The sequence below is a fragment of the Actinomadura rupiterrae genome (genome assembly GCF_024172125.1).
GTDB lineage: Bacteria > Actinomycetota > Actinomycetes > Streptosporangiales > Streptosporangiaceae > Spirillospora > Spirillospora rupiterrae.
Map to the genome: position 1 here is coordinate 64,167 of NZ_JAMZEA010000006.1, position 17,658 is coordinate 81,824.

The window sequence follows — 17,658 nt, forward strand, 5'->3', positions numbered from 1 at the left end:
CCGGTGCCCACGCCTCAGTATCCACCGCGAGGGCCGGGACGTCCCGCCGTCGCGAACAGGGCGCGACTCCGCAGGGCTCGTCATCGCGGACGGCGGGGCCGGGAGGTGGCCGGGGGCTTCGCCGCGGCGTAGGTTGGAGGGGCACGTCGTGGGGCGATCGGAAGCTTGGAGCGCAGCCATGGCGAGGACGCGGCCCCGCAGAGGGAACCTTCCGGCGGAGCTGAACGGTTTCGTCGGGCGGCGCCGCGACGTCGCGCAGGCCAGGCGGCTGCTGTCGATGGCCCGGCTGGTCACGCTGACCGGGGTGGCCGGGGTGGGCAAGACCCGGCTCGCGCTGCGCACCGCCTCCGCCGGGGCCCGCGCCTTCACCGCCGGGGTGTGGCTGGTGGACGTGGCGGCGGTGCGCGACGGCGAGCTTCTTGGCGCGGCCGTGGCGGTCGCGCTGGGCGTCCCCGCGCGGGGCTCGCGGTCGCCGGTCGAGGCGGTGGCCGGCTACCTGTCCGGGCGCAAGGCGCTGCTGGTCCTGGACGGCTGCGAGCACCTGCTCGACGACTGCGCCGTCCTCGCCGAGGCGCTGCTCGGCGCGGCCGGGGACCTGACGATCCTCGCGACCAGCCGGGAGCTGCTGGGCGCGTCCGGCGAGCACGCCCTGGTGATCGCGCCGCTGCCCGTGGGCGGACGCGGCGACGGCGACGGGGTCTCCGAGCACGAGGCGGTGGAGCTGTTCGCCGACCGGGCGGTGGCGATGCGGCCCGACTTCGTCCTGACCGAGGAGAACCGGCGGCTGGTGACCCGGGTCTGCACCGTCCTGGACGGGCTGCCGCTCGCGATCGAGCTCGCGGCGGGCAGGCTGGCGGCGATGCCGCTGCCCGAGATCGCGCAGCGGCTGGACGACGACGGCCGGTTCACCGTGCTCACCGCGCGGCGCAGCCCGCGCGAGCACCACCGGACGCTGCACGCGGCGATCGGCTGGAGCCACGAGCTGTGCGACCCGGACGAGAAGCTGCTGTGGGCGCGGCTGTCGGTGTTCGGGCAGGACTTCGACCTCCAGGCCGCCGAGCAGGTCTGCGGCGACCACCGGTTGCACCGCGTCCAGGTGGTCGAGACGCTGGACCGGCTCGTCGCCAAGTCGGTCGTGGTGCGCGAGGACACCGGCCTCGGCGCCTCGTTCCGGCTGCTGGAGAGCATCCGCGCCTACGGCGGCGAGTGGCTGGACCGGCTCGGGGAGAGCGCCGAGCTGCGCCGCCGGCACCGCGACTGGTACCTGTGCGCGGCCTGGACGGCCGAGGCGGCCTGGTCGGGGCCGGACCAGGAGCACTGGGCGCAGCGGTGCCGGCGCGACCTGCCCAACCTGCGCAACGGGTTCGACTACAGCCTCGCCGCGCCCGGCGAGGCGTCGCTCGCCCTGGCGATGGCCGGGTCGCTGTGGTTCCTGTGGGTGGCGTGCGGGCAGATCGGGGCGGGCCGCCGCTGGCTCGACCAGGCCCTGGACGCCGCGCCGGACGAGCCCACCGGCGAGCGGATCAAGGCGCTGTGGGTGGTGGCCTGGATCGCCACGCTGCAAGGCGACATGCGGGCCGCGACCGCGCGCCTGGCGCAATGCCGCGAGCACATGGACCGCGCCGGAGACGAGACGCAGCTGGGGTACTGGCTCCAGTGCTCAGGCCACGTGGCGCTGCTGGGCGACGACTTCCAGGCGGCTTCGGAACTGCTGGAGCAGGCGCTGCTCCAGCACGGTGGGCAGGCGCCGCTCGACCCGGCCGTCCTGCCGACGCAGGTGCTGCTCGCCACGTGCTGGATCATTCAGGACCGGCCGCGGCGGGCGACCGAGCTGATGGCCGCGGCGCGCGAGCTGTCCGACGCGGCGGGCGAGCGGTGGATGCGGTCGCACGCCGACTTCGTCCTCGCGCTGGCCATGCGGCAGAGCGGCGACATGGAGGCCGCCGCCCGGCACGCGGCCGACGCGCTCTGCGTCCAGCGGACCTTCCGGGACGTCGCGGCGATCACCGGGTGCCTGGAGCTGCTGGCCACCGCCCTGTCCTACGACGGCGACCCGCTGAAGGGCGCCCGCCTGCTCGGACATTCCGAACGGCTGCGCGCCACCTTCGGCCTGCCGCATCCCGGATCGGCCGTCCTCGCCGCGTCGCGGCGCGAATGCGAGGAGCGCCTGCGCGCCTCGCTGGGCGACGCCGCCTTCGCGGAGGCGCGCGCGCTCGGCCGCTCGCTCACCCTCGACGAGGCCCTCGCGGACGCGCTGGACGAGCCGTCCAGACCCCGGAGCCGTCCCGCGCCGCGCGACGGGCAGGCCCTCACCGCGCGCCAGCGGCAGGTGGCCGACCTGGTCAACAAGGGGCTCACGAACCGCCAGATAGCGGACAGCCTCGCCATCTCCGCGCCCACCGTCCACGCCCATGTCGAGGCGATCCTGAACCGGCTGAACCTCACCTCGCGCACCCAGATCGCGACCTGGACGCCGGGCTCCGACCACTGGCGCCTGACCACCGACGGCTGACCACCGACGGCTCACGGCCACCCGCCGGACGGTCAGGCCGGCAGCCAGGCGACGACCGGGACGAGCAGCACGAGGCTCGCCACCGCCGCGGTCGCGGTGAGCGGCCGCAGCCTGCGCCATGCCGCGGTCGCCAGAGCGGCGAGGTAGCAGGCGAGGCCGAGGACGACGGCGCCCGGGATCAGCATCTGCTCGCGCCAGCCCCAGGGGGACACGGTCCGGCCGCGGTCCCCGATCGGCTTGGTCGCCCAGACCTTCGCGCCCGGGTCCAGGCGCCCGGGGTCGTCCAGCACGACGGGGTCCCAGGTGGGGCAGCCCGGTTCGTCCTCGCAGGCCATGCCGTCCGCGGCGCTGAACGACCCGGTGCAGCGCCACGTGATCGGCGACGCCATGCCGCAGTGCTGGACGGTGAACCTCCCGCCGTGCCCGCCGGACGCCGTCGTCCGCAGCGCCCAGGGGAGCAGCCACGCGGCGGCGAGCGCCGGCACGGCCGCGACCACGAGAAGAACGAGTGCGATCCTTGCGCGCCGTTGCCCCATCCGCCAGATCGTAACCATTCCGGCAATCAAGTCGTACGCCTACCTGCCGGACGAGAGGGATCCGGTCAGTCGGCCCGCCGCGAGCGCGAACGGCCTCGGGTAGGGGCCGTCCGCGCAGGTCGCGACGTCGGGGTGACTAGAGAGCGGTTCCGTAGTCGCTGCACTCGGGCTGGAAGTTCGGGTCGTCCGGGCCGAGCGCGTTGGCGACGTTCTGGACGGTCGGACCGTCCTCGAACATGCCGATGTGCCCGACCGGGTCGTTCGGGCACTGCTTCTGGATCGTGACGTCGCGGACGTTCGGACCGCTGAGGAACGCGTTCGTGTACGGCGTGACGACGTGGTCGTTGACGGTCTCGATGACGGTGTAGCGCGGGCCGGGGACGGTGTCGCCGTCACCGAAGAGGCCCTTGATGAACGCGGACGAGCTCTGCTGCTGGACGAGCGAGGGGGCGCCGGCGAGGGTGAGCATGAAGTTGGTGAAGCCCAGCACGCCGAGGTTCGTCCCGAGGTCGACCAGCCCGGACAGCGTGGTGCCGTGGTTGCTCGGGGCGATCGCGACGAACCGGCGGACCTTCGCGGCGCCGCCCAGCCGCTTGATGTAGTAGTTCGGCATCATGCCGCCCTGGGAGTGCCCGACGAGGTCGACCTGCGCCGAGCCGGTCGCGGCACGGACCTGGTCGACGAACGCGGCGAGCGTCCGCGCCGAGGTCGGGATGTCGCCCATGCCACCGATCCGTCCCGCCGACAGCGCGGTCATGCCGTAGTTGAACGCGTAGACGCAGTAGCCCGCGTTGGCCAGCGTCGGCGCGACCGTCACCCAGTTCGCCCCAAGGTTGACACCGGTGGCGTGGACGAGGACCACCGGCGTCGGGTGGGCGGCGCTCGGCCTGCAGTCGCCCGTGTTGGCGCCCGCGACCCGGCCGGGGCTGAAGAAGAAGTTGGAGACGGCCTGGCTCAGGTGGCCGACCGGGTACTCGGCGGCCTCGGCCGGCGTCATCACCGACACGGACAGGGTGGCCGCGGTCGCGGTGCCGATCACCGCACGGCGGAGGGACGTCCTTCGGGACTGGGGCATGGGGGGCTCCGGGGGGACGGGGGTGGGGAGCGCCGGCAGTGACCGGCGTCACGTTCCCTGAAGGTAACCCCTTACTTTCCCAGTCACAAGTCACCGACTTGCAAACTTTCCAAGTCGGTGACTTGCCGCGCTCCGCGCACCCCGCGGAGGCGTTGGTAGGTTGGCCGACGTGAGCACATCCCCGGCGCCCGCACCGCCGCGCCGCACGCAGGCCGAGCGCAGCGAGGCCACCCGCGCGGCCCTGCTGGACGCCTGCACCGCCAGCCTCATCGAGCACGGCTGGTCCGGGACGAGCGCGCGCGGCGTGGCCGAGCGCGCCGGGGTCAGCCAGGGCGCGCAGCAGCACCACTTCCCCACCAAGGCCGCGCTGGTAGCCGCCGCCCTGGAGCGGATCGCCCGCGGCCTCATCGAGGCGTCCCGCGAGGAACCGGACCTCACGCTGCCGCCGCGCGAGCGCGCCGCCCGCCTGCTGGACCTGCTGTGGGGCATCCACCACGCGCCGGCCTGGCCCGCCGTCACCGAGATCCTCGCCCTCGCCCGCTTCGCGCCGATCGGCCGACAGCCCACTGACATGCTGCTGTCCGCCACGGACCTCGCGTGCGCCGCTGCGGAGCGGGCCGTGCCCGAGTACGCGCGCGGGACGGGATTCCGCGATGCCGTCCTGTTGAGCCTGGCCACCATGCGCGGCACCGCCCTCGCCGAGCTGCAGGGCGCCGAATCGGCACTCGTGCCGTGGCCCGTCCTGCGCGAGCAGCTCCTCACCGCCTGGGAAGCCTGCGGCGCGCCTACGCGCTAGGGCCGCACTTCAGCTCAGGTCTGATCGGCAGCCTGAGTCGGGTCGGGCGCGTCCGGTTCGATGAGGAAGTCCTGGTGGGTCAGGATCCCGGGGCGGACGACCGTACGGGCGATGGCGGGCAGCAGCTTCTCGCCGCCGGCGACCACGTACAGCGTGCCTTCGGGCAGTCCGGTGATGCGGTACTCGCCCTGGTCGTCCGTCCGGGTGGTCACGAGGCGGTCGCCGTTCTCGGCGGTCACCAGGATCCGGACGCCCGGCAGCCGCCGCGAACCGGACGTCTCGACGCGTCCGTAGAGCTGCGGGTCGGAGCTGCCGATGCGGTGCATGTGGGCGTGCAGGGCGGCCGGTTCGGGCATCTCCAGGAACGGGTCCTCGACGGTGCATTCGAGCTCGGCCGCCGTGACCCGCGCGCCGGTCTCGGCCTCGGACGCGGCGATGCGGCGCCGCTCCAGCAGCCAGCCCGACGTGATGAGCACGATCCCGGCGACGATCCAGCTCGCCAGCACCACCACCGGACGGGTGAGCCGGTGGTCGTCGAAGTAGAAGTGCGACCGCAGCGCATCGATGAGGTTGCCGATCGGCAGCACCGGATGCAGCCAGTGGAAGAACCGCGGCACCATGTAGATCGGAATCGCGCCGCCGCTCGACGGGATCGCCAGCAGGACGAAGATGGTGACCGCGACTCCGGGGAACAGCTGCCGGACGAACGGCACCAGCCCGTACCCCGTCAGCGCGACCGCCTGGCTGAGCATGAAGATGAACAGGATCGCCAGCGGACGGTTCGGGATGCAGTCCATCGCGAGCGCGACGTAGAAGGCGATCACCGAGGCGAGCGCCCCGACCACCACGTAGGTGATGACCTTGCGCGCCCGGCTGAAGCTCGCCGCCCGCAGCATCATCATGACCGTGACATAGGCGGGGATCGTCATCGCCAGGCCCAGGTAGAACAGGCTGGTGCCCATGCCGTCCTTCGGCGCGGTCGGCGCGACGTCCACCACGGTGAGCGCTCGTCCTTGCGCCGCGGCGGCCTTGGTGAAGACCTGCTGGGTCACCAGGCCGATCTCCGCGCCGTTCGCCCCGGCCACGAACAGCGTCGGCCGGGCGGAGTCGGGCCAGTAGGCCGCCACCACCTCGCGGGTGCGGACCGCCCCCACGAGCGCCTGCGGCCTGGCCGGGACGCCCCGGACCGAGAACCACCCCGGAACGCTGCCCTGCAAACCCCGCTGCACCACCTGGACGGCCGGTTCCGGCACGGCCAGCGGCACGTCACGAGGCGTGGGGTTGTGGAACGGCAGCAGGTAGCACATCAGGAACCCGACGAAGAACACCGCGGGGAACCACAGGCTCTCCACCAGCACCTTGGCGGTGTGCACCGCGTCCCGCCACGCCCCGCCCCCGACAGCCGCCTCTGCGCTCACCGGCTCCCCTCCCCCGGATGATCTTCCCCGGGAGATCCCCTACCCCGCTCACCCGCCCGCCACCCGCGGCGGGCATCACCTCGAAACCGCCGACGCCACCCCGAAGCCGCTGGTCAGCCCTGCCCCCGGGCTGCTCGGGGCGGCTGGGGGTCATGCGGTGGGGCGGGCGCCCTGGATGTGGAAGTTGAAGTCGGTGTGACCGACGGCGTTCATCAGGCGCAGCCAGATCGGGAGCAGCATCTCGGTACCGCGGGCGGTGGTGATGTCGCCGAGGTCGATGATGTTGCGCTCCGGCCAGCCGATCGAGACGAGCAGTTCGGTAACCGCCTTCTTGGCGTCCGCGTCGTTGCCGGAGACGAACACGTCGTGCTCGCCCGCGACCCGCGCCGGGTCGACCATGACCGCGCTGTTCATGGTGTTCAGCGTCTTGACGACCCGGGCGCCGGGGAACGCGGCCTGGATCCGCTCGCCGAGGCTGTCGGTGTTGACCGGGTCGAGGACGGGCAGGCCCTCGCCGGAGAAGTCCAGCGGGTTGGCGATGTCCAGCACGACCTTGCCGTCCAGGTTGTCCGCCCCGGCCAGGCCGAGGGCGTCGAGCGCGGCCGCGCCCGAGGTCGCGTTGACGACGGCGTCGGACGAGGAGACCGCGTCGGCGAAGGTGGCGAGCCGCACCTGCGGGTGCTCCGCCTGCCACTGGGCGAACGGCGGGTTGCCCATGGCGTCGCGGCCGGTGCGCGCCAGGGTCGCCTCGGGGTCGCGGGTGCCGATGGCGACCTCGTGGCCGAGCGCGGCGAGCTTCGCGGCGATGGTCCGGCCGACGATGCCGGTCCCGAGTACTGCGTAGCGCATGAGGGGTCCTCTTCAGGATGCGGTGCCGGGCCTCCCCCGGCACTGCGCTAAAACTAAACCGAGCCGTTCGGTATTACAAGCGGGTTGAGCGAGAGCACGGTCACGCTTCGGCGGCAGGGGGCAGCGCGGCGGGTGGGCGGGGGTCAGTTCGCGGTCGGGGAGAGGGCGGCGAGGACGAGGTCGACGGCGGTCTCGGCCCAGCCGGGGCGTCCGCCGCGTCCGGCCATGTAGTCGGCGTAGAAGGGGCCGAGCAGGGCGGAGACGGCGGCCTCGGCGTCCATGTCGGCGCGCACCCGGCCCGCGTCCCGGGCCTGTTCGAGGACGCCGCGCAGGAGCGCCCGGCGCGGCAGGACGGTCCGCTCGCGCAGCAGCGTCAGCAGCTCCGGCGTGTGCGCCTCCTCGACCAGGCAGGTGCCGATCAGGGCCATGCCCCGGACGCGCTCGACGGTGGCCGCGAAGTCCTCCAGGATCGCGACCAGGTCGGACCGGACGTCCCCGGTCAGCGGCGGCGCGTCCATCATCCGCACCGACTCCAGGGCCGCGGTCAGCAGGTCCGCCTTGGTCTTCCAGCGCAGGAACACCGTCGACTTGCTGACACCGGCGGCGGCCGCGACCTGGTCCAGGGTCATCCGGGTGTAGCCGTGGGAGGCGAGCAGCTCCAGCGCGGACCGCAGGATCGCCGCGTCCTTCTCCGCCGACCTGGGCCGTCCCGCGCTTCTCGTCTTCGCGTCACCGCTCATCCCGCCAGGATACGCAGTTAGAAACCGAGTCCCTCGGTATCACTTGCGCCGGCGCTTGGCCGGGGCGCGCTTCGGCTGGGCCTTCTTGCGAGCGGACTGCTGCTTGGAGGCGGACTGCTTGGAGGCGGACTGCTTGGCAGCGGGCTGCTTGGGCGGGCGGGCGGGGGCGTCGCTGGACGTCCGGCCGCGCGAGCTGTTGGGAGTGCGGCCGCGGACGATGCCGATCAGATCTTCCATGCGGTCGGTCGTCGCGTCCTCAAGCCAGGCCAGCCCGACCTGGGACTGGGGTGCGTCGGTCACGGGCCGGTAGGTGAGGTCCTTGCGGTGGTGGAGGCGGGCCAAGGACTGCGGGACCAGCAGCACGCCCGCGTCCGACGCCACCAGCTCGACCGCCGCCGCCGTGGTCGCGGGACGGGTGAAAGCGGGCTCTCCCGGCCGTTCATCCCATTCCAGGACGTCGTCCAGCGGCTCGAACACGTCCTCGTCGGCCAGGTCGGCGAGCTTCACCTCGTCGGCCGCGGCCACCGCGTGCTCCTTCGGCACCACGACGACGGTCGCCTCCACGTACAGCGGGATCATGTGGAGGGCCTCGCGGTCGATCGGCAGCCGCACGAACGCGGCGTCCGCGCCGCCGTTCCGCAGCAGTGGGACGGCCTCGGCGGCGGGCACCTGGATCAGGCGCAGCGGCACCTCCCGCACCCGCTCGTCCCAGATCCTGGCCCATTTCGCGGGCGTCACCCCCGGCGCATACGCCAACCGGAATTCACCCTCGGTCACCGTCCCAGCCTAGCGGCGTCCGGACGGCCCTCTGGCGCTGGCTACCCTTGGGGGCATGAGCACGTCCAAGACGAAGACCCCACAGACCATGAAGCCCGCGACCGCGGCCCGGAAACTGGGGATCCTGCTGTCGGCAGCGCCCGCCGGGTTCCAGGAGGGCGTCGTCTCCCGGGACGAGCTGAACGCGCTGCAGGCCGCCCCGCCGGCCTGGCTCGCCGAGCTGCGCCGCGAGGGCCCGCACCCCAAGCAGGTCGTCGCCGCCAAGCTCCGCGTCTCCACCTCGGGCCTGGCCCGCGGCGGCATCGACGGGCCGCTGACCACCGCCCAGATCGAGGCCCTGAAGGCCGAGAACCCCGAGTGGCTGCAGCGCGAGCAGGCCACCGCGGCCGAGGTCCGCAAGGAGGCCCAGCGCCTGAAGGAGCGTGCCAAGGCCTGATCCCAGGCGCACAGCGCGCCCGAGCCCGACTTTTTTGAGCGGTGACCGTCGCACGACGGTCACCGCTTTCTGTTGTCCGACCCGTTGTCCGGCCCCCGGGAGGACGCGCCGACCAGGAATGTAGTCGGCGTTACCTACTTGACCGCCTACATTCGCGACTTCTAACGTAGGCGGCATGCTGCTGAACGACACCTACACATCGCTCGACGCCGCCCGCCACCTCCACGTCCTCGGGCACTGGGAGCAGGCCGCCGCGCTGCTGGACGAGGACGAGAACGCCGAAGCGCGCGAGCTGAGGGCCGAGATCCTTTACGAGCGCCTCCTGTTCCAGCTGGACGGCCTCGACGCCGCGACCGAGGCGATCGCGGCACTCGATCCGGAAACGCCGCGAGGCCGCATGCTCTCCGCCCGGCTCGCCTACACCCGCGTGCACTTCCAGCTGGACCCGCGACCGGACGATTTCGAAACCGCTGAGGCCGGATACCGCCTCGCGTCCGCCGATCCGAGGACGCACGGCTGGGCCGAGTTCCACTGGGGCGCGCTGGTCGACAACATCCGCGAGGACAAAGCCGCCACGAAGGATCATTACGCCAAGGCTCTCGAAGCCGCCCGCCGGGAGGGCGACTCGATCCTTGAGTCCATCGTGCTCCGGCATACGGCCTGGCACGTGATCGATGAAGGCGGTCGCGAAGAGGGGTTGCACATGCTGCGACGCTCGCTCCATCAGCGCGCCGCCGCGGGCCTGCGTCCGCAGATCGCCGCAGCCCAACTCCTGCTTGCCGGCGAACTCCCCGAGGACGATCCCGAACGCGCCGCCCTCATCGAGACCGCCCAGAGCTTGGCGGACGAACTCGACCTCACCTGGGTGAAATCCGGCCTCGAAAAGCTGTCCGCCTAACCGCGAAACGACGCAGCCGCCAGCGGCCTATGCGCGGGCGGCCTTGCGGCGGGCTCGGTAAGCGGCGACGGTCGTCCGGCTGGCGCACGTGTTGGAGCAGAACCTCCGGCTGTGGTTGCGGGAGTCGTCCACGTAGAAGCGCTCGCACCCGTCCGCTTGGCACCGCCCCACGGTCACGTGGGGATCGCCGCAGATCACATGGGCGAGCGCCGCCGCGCAGCTGCGGCCGAGCCAGGACGCGGGCTCCTCCCCGTCCGGCGCGAAGTGCAGGTGCGTTTCGCCGCCGTGGGTGCTCACGTACATCAGGGGCGGGTACTTCTCCAGAAGCCGGTTGACGGGCTCGACCGGACCTCCGTCCGCCGTGGTCGCGACCGCGTCGCGCAGGAGCGGGAGGAGCTCCGCCAGCGTCCCGGCGTCCGGCTCGGCGATGCGGTGCTGCTCGAAGAACGCCGCCCGCAGCTCGCTCGGCTCGTCCTGGTTGACCAGTTCGACGGCGAGTTTCGCCACGTTGCCTATGTAGGCGACATCACCCATTTGAACACCTACCTCCCGTCGTCCCATCGTAGGCGGGACGACCACGATCACCAACCCCGCCATCCCGAGGAGCCCCCGATGCCGTTCCTGGACCTGGACGCATCCCGACCCGGCCCAGGACACCCGCCACGACTGCCTCATCTGGGTCCACCCCGGTCGTAGGCGGGGACGCGGTGCCGAGCGGCCTACGTAAATTTACCGATTGTGAGGGGTTTTACGCGGTCGTAACCTCGACCGCACTGCGGGACGTGGTCGGCTGGTGGTATCAGCCGCGCCCATGAAAGGCGAGTGGGAGATGACCGAGACCGCCAAGGGCGCCGGCCTGGACTGGCTGATGAACGACCTCGTCCGCCGGACGGCCGGGGCGCGGCACGCGGTGCTGCTCTCCTCCGACGGGCTGCTCATGGCGGGTTCGGCCGGGCTGACGCGGGCCGACGCCGAGCACCTGTCCGCGCTCGGCTCGGCGTACCGGAGCCTGTCGCTCGGCGCCGGGCGCCACTTCGGCCTCGGCGGAGTCCGGCAGACCGTGGTGGAGCTGGAGCACGCCTACGTCCTGATCAGCGAGGCCGGGGCGCGCGCGTGCCTGGCACTGATCGCGGACGAGGACGCCGACCTCGGCCTCGTCGCGTACGAGATGAACAGCGTCGTCCGGCAGGCCGGGCCGCACCTGTCCAGCCGCCCGCGCCCGCCGCACGGCGCCACCGCCGGGACGTCCTGAACGGGGCCGCGATGGACGGGGAGCAGCGCTGGTGGTTCGACGAGGAGGCGGGACCGGTCGCCCGGCCGTACTCCCTGACCGGCGGACGGACCCGCACCGGCGGCATCGAGCTGGACCTCGTCACGCTCGTCGTCGCGATCAGGCCGAAGGTGAACGCCGGACGGGTCGACACCGAGTCGGCGCGGCTGCTGTGGGCCTGCGAGCGTCCGCTGTCGGTGGCGGAGGCCGCGGCGGGCGTCCGGCTGCCGCTGCGCGTCGTCAAGGTCCTGCTGGCCGACCTCATCCAGCAGCACTACATGCTCTACCGGAACGGGTGGCATCCCTCGCCCGTGCCTGACGTCCCGCTCATGCAGAAGGTCCTCGACGGCCTCCGCGCGCTCTGACGACCTCCGCCCCCGCAGGTCGCAGGCGTGACAGCGCCGTCCCGGGGCGGGGGTATCGCTCCGGTTTATGACCTGTTGGCATTACCGCCGGGATGTCCGGGCTGTGACTGTCGAGGGGAACCAACGCCCTGGTGCGCGAGTCCCCGCCCGGTCTCCCCCGGCGCCGGCGGGGACTGGGACTCCCCCGCCCCGGGCGTCACCCCGAACGCCGGGAGACAGGCAGGAACCGGATGAGAACGCGTACCCGGTCCGGCAGGGCTTCCGCGCGGAGGCGGATCGCCTGCGGGATCCTGGGCGTGGTCGCCGCCGCCGCGGTCATGCCGCGGGCCGCCTCGGCGGGCGACCTCACCATCGACCAGCAGGTGCAGGAGCAGGACCAGTGGTGCTGGGTCGCCAGCGGCCTCACCATCGCCCAGTTCTTCGGTAAGGGCGACATCAGCCAGAACGACTTCTGCGCCATCGCGCACGGCTACCCGCAGGGTTCGTACTGCCCGAACGAACCCGGCGAACTGCAGGACGACCAGGCCGCCTTCCAGCAGCTCGGCATGTCGCCCGGCCAGGTCACCGGCGCGCTGAGCTTCGAGGACGTCGCCTCGGAGATCGACGCCCAGCGCCCGATCCAGACCGGCATCTACTGGACGAGCGGCGGCGGGCATTCCCAGGTCATCTACGGCTACGACGCGTCCAGCGAGACCGTCGCGTACGGCGACCCGTGGCCGTCGAGCCCGCGCTACAGCGAGATGGGATACCAGGACTACATCCAGAACTACGAGTTCAGCTGGGCCGAGGCACTGTCCGGTGAGTCCGGAGGAGGTTCACCGCGATGACCAGGCGACTGAACTCGACGACGGCGCGCGCCGGGCTCGGAACCGCTGCGGCGGCCGCATGGGCCTCCCTCGTCCTCGGCGGCGGCCCGGCGCTCGCCGCGCCCAGTGCCGACCCGACGCCCGCCGACCTCGCCGCCGCGCAGAAGGTGGCGGCCGGGCAGGCGACGCACGACCGGCTCGCGTCGTTCTTCGTCCATCTCGACCAGCGCGGTGCCGGGAAGCTCATCACCAAGTCCGCGGACGCGGCCGCCGCCAAGGCCAAGGCGCCCCAGATCACCGGGACGGCCCGGCCGGTGTACACGCTGAACGCCGCGTTCGTGCGCGGCACGGCGGGTGCTCCGGTCGCGACCTTCGCCTACCTGGCCGTCCCGGCGCGATCGGCGTCCGGGCAGCAGGCGAGCGTGTGGCTGACCAAGGGGGCGCACGGCTGGCGCGTCCTCAGCATCACGTCCGGCACCGAGGAGACCACCTACACGTCGTCCGGCACGGGGACGGTCTTCACCGAGCCGCAGATCCACGCCTGGTACCGGCTCGACAAGGGCAAGGTGACCGGGCTCGACAAGGAGGCGCTGACGTCGGTCGGTAAGAGCGGTGTTTCGGTCGCCGCCTACCAGAAGCTCGTGCACACGCGATACGGGGACAAGCTGCCCGGTTCGGCTTACGTGCGCGAGGGCAAGCTCGGCGGCTTCCAGCCGTCGACCGGGGTGCCGCCTGCTCATCGGGACAACGGCTCCGTGCTCGCGTTCACGGCTCTGGGCGGCTGCGGGCTGGTGCTGGCGGCCGGGTCCGCGCTGGTCCTCCGGCGGCGGACGCGGCGTTCCTGAGCGAACGGCCCTCACGGTGGGCGGATCCCCGGACGGACGACGACCCCGTCCGGGGATCCGCTCGCCCCCGCGGCCCCGCCCGCACTCCCCGCAGACGCGCCCGCGCTCCCGGCCGACGCGCCCGCGCCGCCCGCTGGCGCGCCCGCGCTTCCGGCTGACGCGCCCGCGCCGCCCGCTGGCGCGCCCGCGCTTCCGGCTGACGCGCCTGCGCCGCCCGCCGACGGGCTCGCCGTGAACGGGAGGGCGGGGTGGGCCTCGGGGTGCGCGTCCCACCACTCGGCGTACAGCGAGTGCGCCCGGACGAGCCGCAGGTAAGCCTCACCCAGCGTGTCCAGCAACCGCTGCGCCGCCGCGCCCGCCTCGGGACGCCACATCAGGACGAGCCGCTGCCCCAGCGGGTCCCCCGCGAGGCGGCGGAACACCACGCCCTCGCGCGGGCCGGCCGTCGGCTGGTACACCCCGATCGCGCGTCCGGACCTGATCAGCGACGCCGCGATCTGCCAGTCGGTGGACCAGTACCGCACCCGCGGCTGGAACCCGGCCGCGGCGCACGCCGCCCGGAAGTAGGCGGGCCACGGGCCGTCGTCGAGCGGGTCGTCGATCCAGTCCAGGTCGTCCAGCTCGGCGAGGTCGAGGGTGTCGCGGCGCGCCAGCGGGCTCGCCGAGGACAGCCCGACGAACAGCGGCTCCTTCTCCACCAGGACGAACCGCTCCACATCGCGCGGCGGCGGGTCCGCGCGACCGAGCGGTTCCTGGAAGAGCCCCAGGTCGAGCCCGCCGGACGCGAGCAGCGGCGGGATGCGTCCCGCGCCGGGATCGACGCGCAGGTTCAGCGCGGGGGCCAGCGTTCCCAGGTCGTCCCCGAGGAGCGTCAGCGCCGGGCACGCCTGGATCCCGACGCGCAGGACCTTCGGGCTCGCCCCCTGCCCCTTGCCGAGCGAGGCGTTCAGGTCGTCGATGCACGCGAGCGCGGCGCGCGCCCGCGCCACGACCTCGGCACCGACCGGCGTCGGCCGCACGCCCTCCGGCGACCGCTCGAACAGCCGGACGCCCAGGTTGGCCTCCAGCCGGCGCAGCATCGTGCTCACCGCGGGCTGCGTCAGGCCGAGCCGCGCCGCCGCCTTGGTGATGCTCCCCGCCGACGCGATCGCGTCGATCATCCGGAGGTGGTGCGGGCCCAGTTCCACGCGTCGCTCCTCACAGCGTCGCCCGGCCCCGACGGTGCCCAGATGCTAACTCCGCGACAAAGATTCCGAAATCCCCCAATCCCGGGCCCGCACGGCCTGTGGAGCTTTCCGAGCCCTTCCAGGCGCAACCGATGGGTTGCACTTCGGCTCACCCATGTGCAACCTTGGAGTTGCACGTTAAGGGCGATCCGAAGGAGCCTTCCCATGAACGACGACCGCATCGAGCGCGAGGTCCTGATCGCGGCGCCGCCGGAGCGGGTCTGGGCGCTGGTCAACGAGCCCGGCTTCTGGGCGACCGACGAGGAGGGCGTCCGCGGCCGGACGGTCACCGAGGGCCAGTCGCTGGTGGCGCGGCACTCCGAGCACGGCGACTTCCCGATGCGCGTGGAGAAGATCGACCCGCCGCACTACGTGGCCTACCGCTGGGTGAGCGCGTTCCCCGGCGAGGACTTCCGCGAGGAGATCTCCACGCTCGTCGAGTTCACCCTCGCGCCCGAGGGCGGGGGCACCCGGCTGCGGGTGGTGGAGTCCGGGCTCGCCACGCTGCCGACCTCGGACGACAACCGCCGCAACATCGTCAAGGACCACACCGCGGGCTGGGAGCAGTGCCTGCCCGCGCTCGCCACCCGCGCCGCCCAGGACGCATGACCCTCCGAGATGGACGAACCCTCCAGCCGAACCGGCGCCGCCGGTTCCACCGGCCCGTCCGGCCCGTCCGGCCCGTCCGGCGGCGGCGCGGATCTCGGCACTGAACCCGAGCCCGTCGCCAAGCCTGCCGCCGAGCCCGTCGCCGATGTCGTCGACGGCGTTCTGAACGCGCTGGCCGATCCGACGCGGCGCCGGTTGCTTGACCTGCTCGCCGCGCACGGCCAGGCCACCGCGACGACCCTCGCCGAGGGCCTGCCGATCTCGCGCCAGGCCGTCGTCAAGCACCTCGCGGTGCTGGACGCCGCCGGGCTCGTCCAGGGCGTCCGGGCCGGACGCGAGGTCCGGTACTCGGTCGGCCCCGAGGCCCTGGACACCACGGCCCGCTGGATGGCCGCGCTCGCCTCCGAATGGGACCGCCGCCTGGCCCGGATCAAACGCCTCGCAGAAGCGGCCGAGCACGCCGAGCGCCCTGGCCCGGCGGAGTAGCCCGAACAGCCGGACGGGCCCTGGGGCCGGTCGTCCCTGCTTCGCGGAAAGGAGACTTCTCATGTCGGCTGTTGCGACGTCCCCCGCAACGTCCGCTGCACAATTCACGCCAAGGGAACGGGCGATCCTGCTCGTGCTCCTGGGCGCGGGGTTCATGCTGTCGGTGGACTTCTCGATCCTGAACGTCGCGCTGCCCCGGATCGGCTCCGGCGTCGGCCTGGACGTGACGCAGCTGCCCTGGGTCAACACCGCGTTCGTCCTGCCCGCGGCGGGCTTCACCCTGGTGTGCGGCCGGTTGGCGGACCTGTTCGGACGCCGCAGGATGCTCCTAGCCGGCATGGTGGTGCTGGTGGCGGGGTCGCTGCTCGGCGGCCTGGCCACCAGCCCCGGACCGCTGCTCGCGGGCCGGGTGCTCCAAGGCTTCGCGACCGCGATGACGCTGCCAACGGCGCTGTCCCTGCTGACCACGACCTTCGCTGAAGGCATCCGGCGGGACCGCGTCCTCGGTCTCAACGGCGCGCTGCTGTCGGGCGGCTTCACCGTCGGCGCCCTCGCGGGCGGGACCCTGGTGGGCCTGTTCAGCTGGCGGGCCGCGTTCCTGCTCAACCTCCCGGTGGCCGTCGCCATCATGGCGGCCACGCCGTTCCTCATCGCCGAGTCGCGGGTGTCCGACCGGGTGCGGCTGGACCTGCCCGGCGCGGTCACGGTCAGCGGCGGCCTGCTGGCGGTCGTGTACGCGGTCATCGAGAAGAGCCCGCAGGCGGCGGTCGCGGGGGCGCTGCTGCTCGTCCTGTTCTGGCTGGTCGAACGCCGCTCGTCCGCGCCGCTGGTGGCGCCGCGGATCCTGGTTCCCGCGCTGTTCATCGGGTTCCTCGGCCATGTGCCCGCCATCGTGGCGTTCACCGTGACCGCGACGTCCGGACTCCCCGACGAGGACCAGGGCCTCGCCACCGGCCTCACCTCGATGACGCAGCAGATCGGCCTGACTCTGGGCATCCCGGTCCTGAGCGCCATCGCCGCGACCCGGTCCGCCGAACTCTCCGGCATCCATCTCGCGCTGCTCGCCGACGTGGCGATCAGCCTCGCGAGCGTCGCGCTCGTCTGGACCATGCTGCGTCCCCAAAGGGAAAGGAGAAGTCATGAGCAACCACACCGCCAAGCCGCCAGTCGTTGACCGCGCGACCTTCCAGGAGCGGGTCGACCAGTTGCGCACGCGGGAGAAGGCGCATACCCGGGAAGGCGATGCGATCGCCGCTGAGCGTCGGCGCTTGCCGATGGTCGAGGTGGACGCCGGTATCGAGCTGATCGGGCCCGACGGTTCGGTCACCTTGCTGGACGCGTTCGAAGGGCGCGAGCAGCTCATCGCCTACTACTTCATGTGGAGCCCGGGGCGTCCCGCGTCCGAGCAGTGCGAAGGCTGCACGTTCTACACCGGCCAGGTCGCCCAGCTGGCTCCGCTGCATTCGCGCGACATCACCTTCGCGGTCTTCTCCCAGGGACGGAACACCATCGACAGCGGCGGCGACCCGGAAGCGTCCTATAGGGCGAGCCTGCGCTACCGCGATTTCATGGGCTGGGACATGCCCTGGTACTCGGCACAAGAGTCCCTGGAACGGCTTCTAGGCGACCGCCAACACGGGCTGTTCCATCTGGTGTGCTACCTGCGCGACGGCGACCGCGTTTTCGAGACCTACTGGACGAACCGGCGCGGCGTCGAAGTGCTGGACAACAACTACGCCCTGATGGACCTCACCGCCTACGGGCGCCAGGAGGCGTGGGAGGACACTCCCCCGGGCCGTCCGCAGGACCGGAGCAATACGCGCACCGAGACCGGCTCGCCTGACTGGCGTCCGGTGTCGAAGTGGCCGGGAGGACGGCCCGTCTCGCAATGGCCGCGCATCCAGGCCGGGCACTCCGACGACCTCGGCGATACCGGTTCCGGGCCGTCCGGACGGCCGTCCCACTGTCACTGATTTTGCGCTCTCCGGGCGGCGCGTTGGGCATGGCCCGAGAG

20 protein-coding genes are annotated in these 17,658 nt (G+C 72.6%); 12 read left to right on the forward strand and 8 right to left on the reverse strand.

The genetic code is table 11. The features are described from left to right. Positions 1 to 178 precede the first annotated feature (178 nt). Entirely contained in the window at positions 179 to 2,512 is a 2,334-nt protein-coding gene (locus tag FHU30_RS21045; RefSeq protein WP_253878156.1) for a LuxR C-terminal-related transcriptional regulator, read from the forward strand. 32 nt (positions 2,513 to 2,544) lie between these two features. On the opposite strand, the gene FHU30_RS21050 is transcribed toward FHU30_RS21045, so the two are convergent. Together FHU30_RS21050 and FHU30_RS21055 are read right to left on the reverse strand one after the other, a co-directional pair. Then, complete coding sequence (locus FHU30_RS21050; RefSeq protein ID WP_253878157.1) at positions 2,545 to 3,048, reverse strand: hypothetical protein; 504 nt, start codon at positions 3,046 to 3,048, stop codon at positions 2,545 to 2,547. A gap of 136 nt (positions 3,049 to 3,184) precedes the next feature. Next, positions 3,185 to 4,123, reverse strand: a complete 939-nt coding sequence (locus FHU30_RS21055) for an esterase/lipase family protein (protein ID WP_253878159.1) — start codon at positions 4,121 to 4,123, stop codon at positions 3,185 to 3,187. A 169-nt stretch (positions 4,124 to 4,292) separates the two neighbouring features. On the opposite strand from FHU30_RS21055, the gene FHU30_RS21060 reads away from it, so the two are divergent. Then, complete coding sequence (locus FHU30_RS21060) at positions 4,293 to 4,919, forward strand: TetR/AcrR family transcriptional regulator (protein ID WP_253878160.1); 627 nt, start codon at positions 4,293 to 4,295, stop codon at positions 4,917 to 4,919. A 14-nt stretch (positions 4,920 to 4,933) separates the two neighbouring features. On the opposite strand, the gene FHU30_RS47155 is transcribed toward FHU30_RS21060, so the two are convergent. From FHU30_RS47155 to FHU30_RS21080, 4 genes are all read right to left on the reverse strand, one after another. Beyond that, positions 4,934 to 6,337: a carboxypeptidase regulatory-like domain-containing protein gene (locus FHU30_RS47155; protein ID WP_253878161.1), complete on the reverse strand. Its 1,404-nt coding sequence runs from the start codon at positions 6,335 to 6,337 to the stop codon at positions 4,934 to 4,936. Positions 6,338 to 6,487: 150 nt separating this feature from the next. Then, positions 6,488 to 7,186, reverse strand: coding sequence for an NADPH-dependent F420 reductase (locus tag FHU30_RS21070; protein ID WP_253878162.1), 699 nt, complete (start codon positions 7,184 to 7,186; stop codon positions 6,488 to 6,490). A gap of 143 nt (positions 7,187 to 7,329) precedes the next feature. Next, complete coding sequence (locus FHU30_RS21075; protein WP_253878163.1) at positions 7,330 to 7,926, reverse strand: TetR/AcrR family transcriptional regulator; 597 nt, start codon at positions 7,924 to 7,926, stop codon at positions 7,330 to 7,332. A 39-nt stretch (positions 7,927 to 7,965) separates the two neighbouring features. After that, positions 7,966 to 8,703, reverse strand: coding sequence for a LysR family substrate-binding domain-containing protein (locus tag FHU30_RS21080; RefSeq protein ID WP_253878164.1), 738 nt, complete (start codon positions 8,701 to 8,703; stop codon positions 7,966 to 7,968). 55 nt (positions 8,704 to 8,758) lie between these two features. Here FHU30_RS21080 and FHU30_RS21085 point away from each other — a divergent pair, with 55 nt between their 5' ends. Further along, positions 8,759 to 9,139, forward strand: a complete 381-nt coding sequence (locus FHU30_RS21085) for a DUF5997 family protein (RefSeq protein ID WP_253878165.1) — start codon at positions 8,759 to 8,761, stop codon at positions 9,137 to 9,139. Positions 9,140 to 9,314: 175 nt separating this feature from the next. Then, the gene (locus FHU30_RS21090; protein ID WP_253878166.1) at positions 9,315 to 10,037 is read left to right on the forward strand and encodes a hypothetical protein; all 723 of its coding nucleotides are present in this window, start codon (positions 9,315 to 9,317) and stop codon (positions 10,035 to 10,037) included. 27 nt (positions 10,038 to 10,064) lie between these two features. Here FHU30_RS21090 and FHU30_RS21095 read toward each other — a convergent pair whose 3' ends face one another. After that, the gene (locus tag FHU30_RS21095) at positions 10,065 to 10,571 is read right to left on the reverse strand and encodes a CGNR zinc finger domain-containing protein (RefSeq protein ID WP_253878167.1); all 507 of its coding nucleotides are present in this window, start codon (positions 10,569 to 10,571) and stop codon (positions 10,065 to 10,067) included. A gap of 295 nt (positions 10,572 to 10,866) precedes the next feature. Here FHU30_RS21095 and FHU30_RS21100 point away from each other — a divergent pair, with 295 nt between their 5' ends. From FHU30_RS21100 to FHU30_RS21115, 4 genes are all read left to right on the forward strand, one after another. Then, the gene (locus tag FHU30_RS21100; protein WP_253878169.1) at positions 10,867 to 11,289 is read left to right on the forward strand and encodes a roadblock/LC7 domain-containing protein; all 423 of its coding nucleotides are present in this window, start codon (positions 10,867 to 10,869) and stop codon (positions 11,287 to 11,289) included. An 11-nt stretch (positions 11,290 to 11,300) separates the two neighbouring features. After that, positions 11,301 to 11,672, forward strand: a complete 372-nt coding sequence (locus FHU30_RS21105; protein WP_253878171.1) for a DUF742 domain-containing protein — start codon at positions 11,301 to 11,303, stop codon at positions 11,670 to 11,672. Positions 11,673 to 11,902: 230 nt separating this feature from the next. Continuing rightward, positions 11,903 to 12,499, forward strand: coding sequence for a papain-like cysteine protease family protein (locus tag FHU30_RS21110; RefSeq protein WP_253878173.1), 597 nt, complete (start codon positions 11,903 to 11,905; stop codon positions 12,497 to 12,499). Further along, positions 12,496 to 13,323, forward strand: a complete 828-nt coding sequence (locus FHU30_RS21115) for a hypothetical protein (protein ID WP_253878175.1) — start codon at positions 12,496 to 12,498, stop codon at positions 13,321 to 13,323. Before FHU30_RS21110 ends, FHU30_RS21115 begins: the two co-directional genes overlap by 4 nt. A gap of 11 nt (positions 13,324 to 13,334) precedes the next feature. On the opposite strand, the gene FHU30_RS21120 is transcribed toward FHU30_RS21115, so the two are convergent. After that, the gene (locus FHU30_RS21120; RefSeq protein WP_253878177.1) at positions 13,335 to 14,510 is read right to left on the reverse strand and encodes a LysR family transcriptional regulator; all 1,176 of its coding nucleotides are present in this window, start codon (positions 14,508 to 14,510) and stop codon (positions 13,335 to 13,337) included. A 204-nt stretch (positions 14,511 to 14,714) separates the two neighbouring features. Here FHU30_RS21120 and FHU30_RS21125 point away from each other — a divergent pair, with 204 nt between their 5' ends. From FHU30_RS21125 to FHU30_RS21140, 4 genes are all read left to right on the forward strand, one after another. Continuing rightward, positions 14,715 to 15,158 carry an SRPBCC domain-containing protein gene (locus FHU30_RS21125; protein WP_253878179.1) on the forward strand — a complete coding sequence of 148 codons (444 nt, stop codon included), beginning with the start codon at positions 14,715 to 14,717 and terminating at the stop codon, positions 15,156 to 15,158. Positions 15,159 to 15,167: 9 nt separating this feature from the next. Next, positions 15,168 to 15,644, forward strand: a complete 477-nt coding sequence (locus FHU30_RS21130) for an ArsR/SmtB family transcription factor (RefSeq protein ID WP_253878180.1) — start codon at positions 15,168 to 15,170, stop codon at positions 15,642 to 15,644. A 61-nt stretch (positions 15,645 to 15,705) separates the two neighbouring features. Further along, positions 15,706 to 16,818, forward strand: coding sequence for an MFS transporter (locus FHU30_RS21135; RefSeq protein WP_253878181.1), 1,113 nt, complete (start codon positions 15,706 to 15,708; stop codon positions 16,816 to 16,818). Beyond that, entirely contained in the window at positions 16,784 to 17,617 is an 834-nt protein-coding gene (locus FHU30_RS21140; RefSeq protein ID WP_253878182.1) for a DUF899 family protein, read from the forward strand. Before FHU30_RS21135 ends, FHU30_RS21140 begins: the two co-directional genes overlap by 35 nt. Positions 17,618 to 17,658 lie beyond the last annotated feature (41 nt).